Here is a 13965-nt window from a genome sequence, read left to right as displayed (position 1 = left end):
TTTGAATAGTTTTATTTTGAAGCAACATATATGGTAGCAACTCCAAAAGTTTGCGGCTTATCTTCTACGTTTATAAACCCGTTTTTTACTAAAATATTGTTGAAGGCTTTTCCGTAAGGAAAACTGGCCGCACTTTTACTTAAATAGGAATAAGCATCCCTGTCTTTAGAAAAGAGCCTGCCTATAAGTGGTAATATTAAATTGCTGTACAATTTGTATCCCTGTTTAAAAGGAAATTTTACCGGAACCGATGTTTCCAAAACTATAAATAAGCCTCCGGGAGCGAGGACACGTTGTATTTCACTTAAACCTTTATTTAGATTCTCGAAATTACGTACCCCAAAAGCAACGGTTATGGCATCAAAAGAATTATCTTCAAAAGGCAGGGCTTCAGAATCTCCCTGTACCATTTCAATCTTTTTCTCCAGGTTTTTTTTAGCTATTTTTTTCCTTCCCACAGCGAGCATGCCTTCAGATAAATCTAAACCAACAATTTTCCGTGCGCCGGTATTAACCATTTTAATTGCAAGGTCTCCTGTTCCTGTGGCAATATCCAGTACGGTTTCAGGTTGATGATTTTCAACCATAGCCACTACTTTTCTTCTCCATTTTTCATCGGTTCCCAGTGAAATTACGCGGTTAAGCCCGTCGTAATTCCCGGAAATCTTATCGAACATCTGTTCAACCTGCTTCTTTTTATTGAGACCGGAATCTTTATAGGGAGTAATTTTCTTACTCATTTTTAAATTTTTTCCAAAGATACATGATCTGGCATAACTGCCTTATCCCGGGTGGATTTTTTGTTATTAATCTGCTATGTTTTTAGTTAATCCAAAATAAGTTACCTTTGCTAATTCGTTACAATTTCAAGTTGTTATATGAAAATAATAATCGCCGGAGCAGGTGAAGTCGGCTTTCATTTGGCAAAATTACTCTCGTATGAATCTCAGGACATTACATTACTTGATACTAACCGGGATAACCTTCAGTATGCAGATACTCATCTAGATATAAGAACTATAAAAGGTGACGCTACTTCTATAACAATTTTAAAGGATGGGCAGGTAAAACATGCCGATATGGTAATTGGAGTTACCTCAAGCGAGGCTACTAATATTACCGTTTGTGTATTGGCCAAGCAACTAGGTGCCCGGCGTACAATTGCCAGGATTTCCAATACCGAATTTCTTGAAAATAAGGAGGAAATTGGTTTCGTGAAATTCGGGATAGATGAACTTATTTCTCCTGAAGCCCTTGCCGCAAGGGAAATTGAACTGCTTCTCAACCAATCGGCTTTTAATGATAGTTACGAGTTTGAAAATGGCGCACTAACCATGATTGGCCTTAACCTTTCCAGAAATGCCCTTTTTGTTGGAAAAACTGTAAAGGAGGCTGCGGAAGTATTTCCGGAACTTAACTTCGTGCCTATTGCCATCCAGAGGTTTGGTACCCAGTACACGCTTATTCCCCGGGGCGATACCCAGTTTAAGGAAGGAGACCAGGTATATTATATAACAGTTGAAAGCGGCGTGGAAGAGCTTTATAAACTGGCAGGAAAAGTAAAACAGGATATTAAAAACGTAATGATCCTGGGCGGAAGTAAAATTGGACGTAAAACTGCTATGGATCTCTCCCGGAATAATTTCAATGTAAAGCTTGTTGAAAGTAATAAAGATAAAGCATACGACCTTGCCGATGAGCTGCCAAATTCTTTAATTATTAACGGAGACGGGCGTAATGTGGAATTATTGGAAGAAGAGAATATTCATGATATGGATGCCTTTATTGCGGTAACCGGTAATTCGGAAACCAATATCATGTCCTGCCTTGTTGCCAAATCTAAAAGTGTGAAGAAAACCATTGCCCTTGTAGAGAATATGGATTACTTTCAGCTAAGTCACTCTATTGGAATAGATACTCTGATTAATAAAAAACTTTTGGCAGCAAACAATATTTTCAGATACATCCGAAAAGGGGAAGTAGTGGCTATGACCAAATTGAATAATATGAATGCCGAGCTGCTGGAATTTATAGTGAAACCGAATTCGCAGGTGACCAATAAAAAGATTAAAGACATTGAATTTCCCAGATCTGCAATAATAGGAGGGATTATAAGAAATGGTAAAGGTATTATTGCCCTGGGCGAATTTTTAATAAAATCGGGAGACCGTATTGTAGTTTGTTGTCTTCCGCGCTCTATTAATAAAGTTGAAAAACTCTTCTTGTAATGCCAAGGCTTAATTACCAGATTATTCTTCATGTAATGGGGCTGTTGTTGCTGTGTAACGGTGGTTTTATGCTTAGTGCTGTTCTTATGAGCTGGTTTTATGATGATGGCGTAACCATGGAGATTTCTACAGCGGCATTAATCACACTTTTTATCGGCACACTTTTAATGTTTACCACCCGTGGGCACCGTAAGGAAGTAAAAAAGCGGGAGGGGTATATTATTGTAACCTTCGGATGGATTTTTATGGCATTAAGCGGAACCTTGCCTTACGTGATAAGCGAAGCTGTTCCGGGCTTTACCAATGCCTTTTTTGAAACCATGTCTGGCTATACCACAACGGGAGCTTCTATTATGAATGATATAGAAGTAGTGCCGGAAGGAATTCTTTTCTGGAGAAGTCTCACCCACTGGATTGGTGGAATGGGAATTATAGTGCTTGCTATTGCTATTTTACCATTACTGGGAATTGGCGGGATGCAGCTTTTTGCTGCGGAAGCTCCCGGGCCCAGTGCCGATAAACTAAAACCCCGGATTACTGATACCGCAAAACGCCTCTGGCTGATTTATGTGAGTTATACAGCGGCTGAAACTATTTTGCTTAGCGCGGCAGGAATGAGTTTTTTTGATGCTATAAACCATGCCATGAGCACTCTTAGTACCGGTGGGTTTTCCACTAAAAATGCAAGTATGGCGTATTGGAATGACCAGCCGGTAATTCAATACATTATCATAATTTTTATGTTCCTGGCAGGAAGTAATTTTGTGATGAGTTATTTTAGTTTTAAAGGAAAAGTACAGCGTGTGTTGCAGGATGAAGAATTTCGCTGGTACTTTATCTTTATTGCAGCATTTACGGCAATTTCTTCTGTTATTGTTTACCTGCAGGCAGATGTGGGATTATCTTCAATAGATCACCCTATGGTTTGGGGGGAGGCAGAAAGTGCTTTCCGGCATTCTCTTTTTCAGGTGCTAACAGTAATTACCACTACGGGTTTTATTTCGGCAGATTATACTATGTGGACACCGTTTTTGACTATTTTCTTCTTCGGAATGTTTTTCTTAGGAGGCTCCGCAGGTTCAACCGCCGGCGGGGTAAAGGTGATGCGGCATATTATTATGATAAGAAACGGGGTTACAGAATTTAAAAGAACACTTCACCCCAACGCCATTCTTCCGGTACGCTTTAATAAAAAAAGTATTAGTGGGAAAATTGTTTTTAATATTCTGGGATTCTTTATTCTTTACATGCTGGCATTTATTATTGGCTCTGTAGTCCTGGCTGCATTAGATCTTGATTTTCAAACGGCTATTGGCGGGGCGGCCTCTTCTCTGGGAAATATAGGTCCTGCATTTGGCGGTTTGAGTCCTGTGAATAATTTTGATATGTTGCCCTCCTTCGGAAAATGGTGGTGCGCTTTCCTTATGCTTATAGGAAGACTGGAATTATTTACGGTGCTTATAATCCTCACACCTTTCTTCTGGAGAAACCGGTGAAAAGGGGAATGGGAAACTGGTCAACATTAATAGGAAAACATAGCCTTAAAATTGTAAGAAATAGTTCTCTCACCTTTCATAGGAAAAGGGTATTTTGAAACTGATGTGTAGGAGAATTAGGATATAATTTAAAAATAAGAACCTCACAGGTTTTTAAAACCTGTGAGGTTGGCTCTTAAAATTCTAATTTTTATGCTTCTGAAAGTACTTCTTTAATTCTTTTTAGAGCTTCTTCAATTTGTTCCTCGCTTGCAGCATAGGAAATTCTTATACAGTCAGGATTTCCGAAGGCATCTCCAGTAACTGTTGCTACAAGAGCTTCCTCTAAAAGAAACATGGAGAAATCTGTAGCGTTCTCTATTTTATGGCCTTTTATAGTTTTTCCGAAGAAAGCCGAAATATTTGGAAATACGTAGAAGGCACCTTCCGGCTCGGTAGTTACAAAACCATCAATATCATTCAACAGGTCAATGATGAGCTTTCTTCTTTTTTTGAAGGTATCCACCATATGGCTAATCTTACTAACCGGGGCTTCTAAAGCAGTAATTACTGCCCTTTGTGCAATACAATTTGCTCCGCTGGTAATTTGTCCCTGTATCTTGTTGCAGGCACGGGCAATCCATGCAGGTGCGCCAATATAGCCAATTCTCCAGCCGGTCATGGCGAAAGCTTTGGAAACTCCGTTTACTGTAACCACACGTTCATACATATCTTCAAATTCAGCCATAGAAGCATGGCCACCTTCAACAAAATTGATATGCTCATAAATTTCATCACTTACTATAATAATGTCGGGATGTTTTGCCAGGACATCGGCAAGGCCTCTTAATTCTTCTTTGCTGTAAACCATTCCGCTGGGGTTACAGGGAGAACTGTACCAAATCATCCTTGTTTTTGGAGTGATTGCTTTTTCCAGTTGCTCGGGAGTCATTTTAAAGTCGGTTTCCACGGTGGTGGGAACTTCAACAGGAACTCCTTCAGCTAATTTTACAATTTCGGCATAACTTACCCAGTAAGGGCATGGGAGAATTACCTCATCTCCGGGATTCAGCAAAACCATGGCTACATTGGCTAAAGAATGTTTAGCTCCGGTAGAAACCACTATTTGGGAATGGTTATAGGTTAAATTGTTGTCTCTTTTAAACTTGGTGATGATGGCATCCTTTAATTCGGCATAACCATCAACCGGGGTGTAGGAATTGTAATTGTCATTAACAGCTTTTATGGCAGCTTCCTTAATAAAATCCGGGGTGTTGAAATCGGGTTCCCCAAGGCTAAGGCCAATAATGTCTTTTCCTTCGGCTCTTAATTCACGCGCTTTTGCAGCCATTGCCAAAGTTTGAGACGTTGCTAGATTGTTAATCCTGTTTGATAATTGTTCTTGCATTTTAGTTGATTAATATTGATTATTTAACTGGATATTGCAGGCTTTGAGCCCATTTCCTTTAAATGCTGAAAATGGGCTTTTATAGCTGCGCGTGTGGTTTTATATTCGTTGTAAGGTAAATTACATTCCCGGGCAGTCTCTTTCACAATTTTAGAAATTTGTGTGTAATGAATATGACTGATATTGGGGAAAATATGATGTTCAACCTGATGGTTAAGTCCGCCGGTGAACCAGTTTACAATTTTGTTTTTGGTAGAAAAATTAACAGTGGTAAATAATTGGTGAATTGCCCAGGTATTTTTCATAGACCCTGTATTGTCTGGCAAAGGCATGTCTGTTTCTTTAACAACGTGGGCTAATTGAAAAACAATGCTCAGGATAAGACCTGCCGTGTAATGCATTATAAAGAAACCGATTAAAATTTTCCACCAGGCGATGGAAAGAATAATCATTGGTAAAACGATCCAAACTGCGGTATAAATTAATTTGGTTACGGCAATAATACTCCATTGCGCAACAGGATTTGGAAGTTTTCCGTAAGCCAGTTTTCTTTTTAAGTAACGTTTTGTTTGCTTGAAATCTACAGTTAAGGCCCAGTTGAAGGTAAGCAGGCCATAAAGAAACACTGAATAATAATGTTGAAATTTATGAAACCGCTCCCACTTGGCGTGTTTGGAAAAGCGGATTACCCTGCCTGCATCCAAATCTTCATCATGCCCGTGTATATTGGTGTAAGTGTGGTGAAGCACATTGTGTTGTACCTGCCAGTTATAGACATTTCCTGCAAGAACGTAGATGGTGCCGCCCATAAATTTATTTACCCATTTTTTTGAAGAATAGGAGCCGTGGTTCCCGTCATGCATTATATTCATGCCCACGCCGGCCATTCCTGCTCCCATTACAATGGTAAGCAAAAGCATCCACCACTGTGAAATATCAAGGGTCATAATAATAAAATAGGGAGTAAGAAAAATAGAAAACATCACCGCAGCTTTAATATGAAGCTTCCAGTTTCCGGTTTTTTTGATATTGTTTTCCTTGAAGTAGGAATTAACCCTCTTATTTAAGGTTCTGAAAAATTTTGCTGAATCGATTCGGGAGAATCTTATATTATTCTGAGGAAACTCCATGGTGTTTTCTTTGTTCTTCAAAGGTAAAATATTAAATAGTTCTGTGATATGAAATGCTCAAATTTTAAGCCGTGATTTGTATTTTTGCTTAAAATCGTAAAAAATTGGAATTAATACAGAAATACTTTCCACAGTTATCTACAGATCAATTAGAAAAATTAGAAAAATTATCCGGACTTTATAAAGACTGGAATCTTAAAATTAATGTGGTATCCCGAAAAGATATAGATGAGCTTTATTTGCGGCATGTATTGCATTCCCTGGGTATCGCGAAGGTGCAGGCATTCAATCCAGGTGCTGAAATTCTGGATGTGGGAACCGGGGGCGGATTTCCGGGAATTCCGTTAGCTGTATTATTTCCTGAAACTAAATTCCATCTTGTAGATTCTATAGGAAAAAAAATTAAAGTAGTTGAAGAGGTGTCCGCGGGATTAAACCTTCAAAACGTAAAGATTACCAATGCACGGGTTGAAGAAACCGGAGGGCATTATGATTTTATAGTAAGTCGTGCCGTGGCGGCAATGCCCACCTTTGTACACTGGACTAAAGGGAAAATTGCCAAAAGGAGCAACCACGATTTAAAAAATGGAATTCTTTATCTAAAAGGAGGGGATCTTTCCGAAGAACTACAGGATTATAAAACTGTAAGTATTTATAAACTTACAGATTATTATGAAGAAGATTTTTTTGAAACCAAAAAGGTGGTTCATCTTCCTTTAAAATTTAAGGGATAATAAACCAAGGTTAAATTAGCCTGTTTTCAACATCCCGATTTGTTAGGGTGTTGATTTGAATTTGGGAGAAAAATGATGGCCGGTAAAAACTTCTCTATTTGCTGTTTATAATTACTTTTTTATTGATGAGATTTTCCCCGGAATATATTTTTACCACGTATACGGCAGTACTTACCGGACGGGTAATGTAAAGATGAATTTCACGATTTGAAGGAATTTCTTCAAAGCTTTCAATTAATTTCCCGTTAATGCTGTAGATGCGTACTTCGTTAATATTTGTTTCTGAAGGATTTGTAATAATAATTTCCCTGGTGCTCATCATATAATCGGCAGAAATTTCCCTTACAATTTCATCTTTTTCTACCGGATTTTCTACAGGTGTTTCTTTTCCGGGCATTTCGGCTTCTTCTCCGGGCTCTTCACCTTCATCTGAATCGCTTTCGTCATCCCCGGTATTTTCTTCAGTAGGTTTTTGGGGCTTCTGAAATACCAGTTCAAAACGATCGTAATACTCACCGGGTTCAATTTCAAGGGCTAATTCTTTATCCTGTAAATTATAATAACTGCCTGTGGAAAGATCCCTGATGAAAATCCTGGTCCCGCCAGGTACATTTACCAGTTCGTTTATACTAATGAAGATATTTCCCTTTTTTTCTGTTCTAATTCCCAGGGGCAGCACCTGTTCAGGATTTATATCACCAACTCCCTGGATTACATATTCCCAGCCATTAATCAGCCAGAACATATCCTCTTTATTATAGTCATTAAGCAGGGCATCATAACCTAAATCGAATCCATTGCTGGCATATGAATCAACGCCAAGAAGAATTTGACGGTTATAACCCATAGGAGAACTAAAATCCAGCCTGATTTTAGGTTTTTCTTCAGCTTTAGTTCGAATTTCCGGTTTAAGAAATTGGGAATTTGAACCTTCTTTTTTGAAAATCCTCTGGTTATTTTTGAATCTAACACTCCCGCCATCACCTGGCATTTCTGCTCCGGATGCCGGATTTATTTCAGTATTTATAAAAAATCCCTGCCCCGGGGGAATATAATCCCCGGGCCTGCGGTCACTTCTTTCTCCCGTGGCATCAATCCTTTCATCTGTGGCTATAGCTGCAACAGCTCCAATAAGGTTAAGGACACCGTAGCCGCCAACATATTCGGCAAGATTATGAGTTTTTCCGGAGAAATGGTCCCAGAAATAGAGGGCGCCGTTAAATGAATTTTCATTATTTCTACCCCCGCTGATATCTTTTAAATTGTCTTTAAAGAACTCATCTACACTTAAAGCTGAAGGATACGGGTTTCCTATGAGGTAGTTTTGACTGGGGCCAATATTCAGGATAATCTGGCCGTTGTTCGGCTTTCCCTTAAAAACGTAATTTTGCCAGTTGCTAATGGCCGCTTCACCTGAAGTTCCTTTCATGGTATAGCCTTCACCGGCTTTAAGGAACTCGTTGCTTCCTATTTGTTCCCAGGCGCTGTAAGCATCTGCTGCACGGGCACGAAAAGCATTTATCCAGTAATTGCTGATTTTTCGCGGAGTGGTATAACTGCCATCGGCATAGGTATGCTTATTTCCAAAATCAAGATTTTCTCCAAAACTTCCTGAAGATCCATCTTTCATTACTCCTGCAACCGTATAACCTGAATTATTATTTCCTGCCTGTGGCGATACAGGTGAACTCCAGTAGTTATAATTGTAGCTGCTGGCTGTACCCTGTTGTTGCTTTAAAATGTAGCCGCTGCCGGATTCTTCCAGAATACTTCCTGCAGTTTGTACCAGCTGTGATTCCCCATTGAGATCTATTACCCCGTCCAGATCCAGATAATGGGTGATGGTGAGGCCATTGCCCGTACCGGGATTTAAACTTCCGTTTGATTCTGTAGGATTATCACCCTCCATGCTTATCACGCTCTCTCTTGTGGAGTTGCTTTCTTCAGATAATAATGCCAGCAAAGTTATATCCTGTGAACCGGAAGTTATTTTATGCGAAATTCTGGCAATATTCCAGTTAATGGCTTCACCATTAATTCCTTTGCTGTTCGGCGGATCCCAAACTGTGGGCCTCGCCCAGGTTTCATCTGTTCTCCATGCACCGTCCTGAACAGAAAAATAGGGAAGGGGAGCGGTATTCTCCTGTTCCGTGGTAATATTTTTCAATCTTCCGTTAACCGGGGTAGAAGAATTGTCAATAGTAAATCCATTTTCAGTTTCATCTACCACAAGGTGGTAATATCCTGCCAGGTTTGCCCATAAAAGATTGGAAGGAACATCAAGAGGAATAGCTTTTCCTCTTGTATAGCTGCCGTTTATTTCCAGCCGCTGATTCATCATAAACCTTAATTGTTCTTCATTTAGAGCAGATTTCCAGATGCGTACTTCTTCTATAGATCCGTGGAAATAATTTTTCGGAGTACCGGCATTGTCCGCATCATGACCTGCGCCTATAAAAAATGGTGCAGGAAGAGAAGCAGGATTAACTCCCGACCTGTTACCTACGGGAATTCCATCTACGTATAAGCTGTATTTTGAGTCCTTAAAAATAACAGCAAGATGATACCATCTGTCTGTTCCCACTTTATATGAAGTGGAAACCGCATTCCCCGCCCACCTAAAGGTTGGTGCACCGTTATTGATGATGAGGTCGTAACCGCCGCTGGAAAGATTGTTTACATTCCTTTTAGACAATACTGTTTTAATTCCCTGTACCGATTTTGGTTTAACCCAGGCTTCCAGGGTGAAGTTACCTGAAGAGAGACTGTAGTTATCCTGAAAATCAATATAATCGTCTACACCATCAAAATCAAGTGTACTACAATCACTTTCCAGTGTTATTTGTACTTCATCGAAATTTGCACAGTTTCCGTCTTCATGTGCGATGGTCCAACGTAACAGGTAACTGCCTGATGTGCCCGAAAATTCAGAATCTGGTTTTGAAGGATCTGTAATGCTGCCCCCGTCGCCTTCAATAATTTCCCAGGTACCCACTCCAATTTCAGGAGTATTCGCTTCCAGAGTAATAGTATTAAAACCACAACCCATAATCTGGTCTTCTCCTGCAGAAGGCCGGGTTAATTGAGAAGGTTCAGAAATTTCTACTGTATCAAGAAACTGGCAGCCATTAGCATCAGAAACTGTTACAGTATAAGATCCCGGCTCAAGATTGGTGGCTGAGGTTCCTGTTTGCTGAGCAGTATCGTTCCAGAGATATTCATAATAAGGATTTCCTTCCGAATCAATGAAAGGTGTACCTCCAGAAGGTGTGGCGTAAGCCGTGGCATTTTCTCCAAAACATACGGGCTCATTGGTTGTTATTTCTGCAGTTAAAGGAGTATCAGGTTGTACGATTGTGACTGGACTTGTTTCAAATATATCGCCTTTACTATCGCGTACCCACACCGTATAAGTTCCTGCAGCCAGCCCTGTATATTCTTTTGAATTCTGAAAAGGGCCACTTGCTCCGGTAAGGCTATAATCGTAGGCAGGAGTTCCCCCGGAGGCACGAATATTTAAAATGCCCTGCTTACCACCGTAACAAGGAATCTGGTTTGCAGTAACTGTAGCGTAAAGAGGGGTGCTAATGGTTTCTCCATCGTTTGTTGAGAAGCATTTAGGATCGGGCCCCTGGCCGCAGGACCATTTTTTGTTATTTCCGAAGGTAAGGTATACGTTATCAATATTTATAATGTCTCCACATTCCCAGGTATTGAGACGAATTGTTCTGGCACGATCGGGAATAGTTTGTTTACAGTAAAATTCACCTCCGTCTTTTACTGTAACCGAAGTGCCGTCGGTTTTTTCGAGAGTATAGATAAACTCTATGTACAATGAGTATCTTCTGGGAGCAGTAGATAAGTCTACATAAACAAATTTGGCTGTTGTGCTCCCGCAGTTTGCTGCAGTTATTCTGTTTCCATTCTCATCACCTACAAAAAAGTCACTTCCTCTAAAATCATTAGAACCGCAATCATCAACATAACATTCGCCCACATACTGGATATATGTAGTTTGGAGGGTAAAGCCTTCACTATCTGTCACATTGAGAGTTATGGTTTTATTTCCGGGAGAGGAATAGGTGACCCTGTGGGAACCGGGGCCGGTTGCAGTAGTAGGTGAAGCATCTGCACCAAAATTCCATTCATAAGTATATGGGCCTACTCCTCCTTTTGCTGTTCCGTCTTCTACTTCAAAATAAGAAGTCCTGATCATATCTTCCTCATTCTCACAAATTGAAGTGGGAATTATAGGGGCCTCTATTTTTTCAAGGATAGTAATTTCTGCTGATGCTGTACAACCATTCCTGTCGGTTACCCGCACTACATATCTTCCTGCAGGCAGGTTGGTAGCTTTTTGCGTATTTTGAAGAAGCTGATCTTCACCGTAGCGGTACCATTCATACGTGTAGCCTGTGGATCCGCCTGTGGGGCTGGCGGTTGCAGTTGCGGTTGCAGTTCCATAGGTGGTGGTTCTGGTGAAAGTTCCGGTGACTGTTAGAGGTGCTGCAGGCTGTAATATTTCATAATTACTATTTAATGTTTTTTCGCAATCAGGATAATCTTTATCTCTTATAAAAATGCTGTAGCTTCCTTTAGCCAAACCTTCAAATCTGCCTTCAGATTGCCAGGTATTTCCGTCGATACTATATTCATAATTGCCATGTCCGCCGGAAGGATTGGTAACAGAAATAGTGCCTGAAGCACCATCAAAGCATCCAACATCTGTTTTTGATAATTCTGCATTTAGCACGTTGGGTTCTGTGACGCTAACGGCAGACTGAAGAGCGCAATTTTCATCATCCTTCACAAAAATAGTATAATTACCTGCTGAAAGGCCAGTAAAGGTATTGCCGGTGCTAAAATTGATATTGTCTATAGAATACTGGTAAATTCCCGTACCGCCGGTAACATCACCGGCAGTAACTGTGCCGTTAGCAGCACCAAAACAGGTGGTTTCGGTTGATGTTGGAGCTGTCATATTCAATTCTCCGGGTTCAGTAACAACAAAGTTTTCTCCCGCAGTACAACCATTAATATCCTTTACCGTAACAGTATAGGATCCTGGGGCCAGTCCCGTAAAGGTACCTGAGGTTTGGTAATCTCTGCCGGTAATCATATACTGATAATTGCCTGTTCCACCCGTTGTATTTCCTGCTGTGAAGCTGCCGTCTGCAGAACCGTTGCAGGTTACCGGGCTAAATTCTCCCGGAGAAATTTCGAGCAGAGGTGGCTCTGTTATAGTTACCGTTTGCTGAATTTGACAATTTTTAGCGTCTCTTACTGTAAAATTATATGTTCCTGCGGAAAGGTTGCTGAAAGAATTGCTGCTTTTAAAGTTTGTTCCATCAATGGAATACTGATATCCTGAATTTCCTCCTGAAACCGAACCGGCAGATATTGTACCGTCACCCCCGCCGTTACAACTAACTGGAGTAGTATTTGGAGTAGCTATCGTAAGATTTTCCGGCTCTGTTATAGTTACGGATCGCTGAATTTGACAATTTTTGGCATCCTTTACTGTAATAGTATATGTTCCTGCGGAAAGATTGCTGAAAGAATTGCTGCTTTTAAAGTTAGTTCCATCAATGGAATACTGATATCCTGAATTCCCTCCTGAAACAGCCCCTGCGGTAATTGTACCGTTACCCCCCCCATTACAACTAACCGGAGTAGTATTTGGTGCAGCCATCAACAATTCATCAGGTTGTGAAATAGTTACCGTTTTATCAACCGAACATCCATTGGCATCGGTTACGGTAATTGTATAATTTCCAGCCGAAAGATTAGTCCTGGAAGCTCCGGTACCCAATCCTGTCCATGAATATTTATATGGGGCCACACCTCCTTTAGCTGTTGCTTCAGCCATTCCCGTAGTGGCATTAAAGCAATCTGCAGCAGTAGTGCTCACTGTGACTTCTAAAGGATCTATGGTTATTTTCTGTGTAATATTTGAAGTATTTCCGGCTTCATCTGTAAAACTCCAGGTTATATTATAATTGCCCGCAGAAGAAAAAGTTGTTGCATTAGTGTTGGTTCCTGTTATTTCTCCTGAGCAATTATCCACAGCCTTTGGTGGAGCTACCGTATAATCACAGCCCCAAATAACATCGTTTACAACCGGTAATTCAGGTGCCTCACTATCTTTAACAGTAACTTTTTGCTGAACAGGTGTTGCGGCATTACCATTATCGTCTGTAACTTCCCATGTGATAATAGTGGTGCCCACAGGAAATTCTTCATTAAGGTTTTGGCCATCATCCCGGGTTCCGGTAGGATCTAAAACAGCACAATTATCTTTAGCTGAAGCCGCAACAATTAGAATTGTAGCATAACAGCTACCACTTTCATTATTAACAACAATATCGGAACCAGCCGAAATTACAGGTTTTTCAGAATCTCTTACGGTTACCTCCTGAGTATCCGTAGCAGTGTTCCCCGCAGTATCGGTAACAGTCCAGGTTACGGTAGTGGTACCCAGACTAAAAAAGGTGGGAGCATTATTAGTGATTGCTTCAATATTACAATTATCGCTGGTTACAGGATTACCCAGATCAACATTGGAAGCGCTGCAACTCCCGGAATTGCTAGAGACAGTAATATTTGAAGGAGCTGAAATTGTGGGATTTGTATTGTCTTCTTCAGAAATAGTAACAGAAATATTTTCCTCCAGGGGTTCCGGAGTGGTTTCATCAGTTACTGAAAGATAATAGGTGCCGGCACTTAAGTTTGAAATATCTTTTGATGAACTGGAAAAACTTCCCGGTCCGGACCAGGCATAAGTATAATTTCCCGATCCTCCCGAAACAGTAATATCAATGGCGCCATTAGCACCTCCAATACACGAGACTGCAGTAGCATCAGCACTCACGTTAATATCGGCAGAAGTTTTATTTTCTGTGGATGATAACGTGATAGCTGAAAAGGATAAAAATAAAAATACTAAAACAATTTTTAGTCTGGGAGTAATTTTCTCCATACACATTAAAA

The 13965-nt window shown here is 40.4% G+C and carries 7 protein-coding genes; 3 read left to right on the top strand and 4 right to left on the bottom strand.

The features are described 5' to 3' along the window. Positions 1-11 precede the first annotated feature (11 nt). Positions 12-740 carry a bifunctional demethylmenaquinone methyltransferase/2-methoxy-6-polyprenyl-1,4-benzoquinol methylase UbiE gene (gene ubiE / locus RM539_RS14730; RefSeq protein ID WP_311504181.1) on the bottom strand — a complete coding sequence of 243 codons (729 nt, stop codon included), beginning with the start codon at positions 738-740 and terminating at the stop codon, positions 12-14. Positions 741-878: 138 nt separating this feature from the next. Between ubiE and trkA the strand changes: the two genes are divergently transcribed. Beyond that, on the top strand, positions 879-2228 hold the full coding sequence (trkA, locus tag RM539_RS14725; RefSeq protein WP_311504180.1) for a Trk system potassium transporter TrkA: 1350 nt from the start codon (positions 879-881) through the stop codon (positions 2226-2228). Further along, positions 2228-3724 carry a TrkH family potassium uptake protein gene (locus tag RM539_RS14720; RefSeq protein WP_311504179.1) on the top strand — a complete coding sequence of 499 codons (1497 nt, stop codon included), beginning with the start codon at positions 2228-2230 and terminating at the stop codon, positions 3722-3724. Before trkA ends, RM539_RS14720 begins: the two co-directional genes overlap by 1 nt. Before the next feature lie 190 nt (positions 3725-3914). Here the strand turns inward: RM539_RS14720 and RM539_RS14715 are convergent, their stop codons facing one another. Then, on the bottom strand, positions 3915-5111 hold the full coding sequence (locus RM539_RS14715; RefSeq protein ID WP_311504178.1) for a pyridoxal phosphate-dependent aminotransferase: 1197 nt from the start codon (positions 5109-5111) through the stop codon (positions 3915-3917). Positions 5112-5134: 23 nt separating this feature from the next. Then, positions 5135-6241, bottom strand: coding sequence for a fatty acid desaturase family protein (locus RM539_RS14710; RefSeq protein WP_311504217.1), 1107 nt, complete (start codon positions 6239-6241; stop codon positions 5135-5137). Positions 6242-6345: 104 nt separating this feature from the next. Here RM539_RS14710 and rsmG point away from each other — a divergent pair, with 104 nt between their 5' ends. After that, positions 6346-6975, top strand: coding sequence for a 16S rRNA (guanine(527)-N(7))-methyltransferase RsmG (gene rsmG, locus RM539_RS14705; RefSeq protein WP_311504177.1), 630 nt, complete (start codon positions 6346-6348; stop codon positions 6973-6975). A gap of 94 nt (positions 6976-7069) precedes the next feature. On the opposite strand, the gene RM539_RS14700 is transcribed toward rsmG, so the two are convergent. Next, a complete protein-coding gene (locus RM539_RS14700) occupies positions 7070-13954 on the bottom strand; it encodes a DUF8693 domain-containing protein (protein ID WP_311504176.1) in 6885 nt (2294 codons plus the stop codon). Between the last annotated feature and the right edge of the window lie 11 nt (positions 13955-13965).

Origin of the sequence: Autumnicola musiva (assembly GCF_031846585.1) — a bacterium.
Lineage (GTDB): Bacteria > Bacteroidota > Bacteroidia > Flavobacteriales > Flavobacteriaceae > Autumnicola > Autumnicola musiva.
This window is presented reverse-complemented; position numbering and strand designations above follow the sequence as displayed.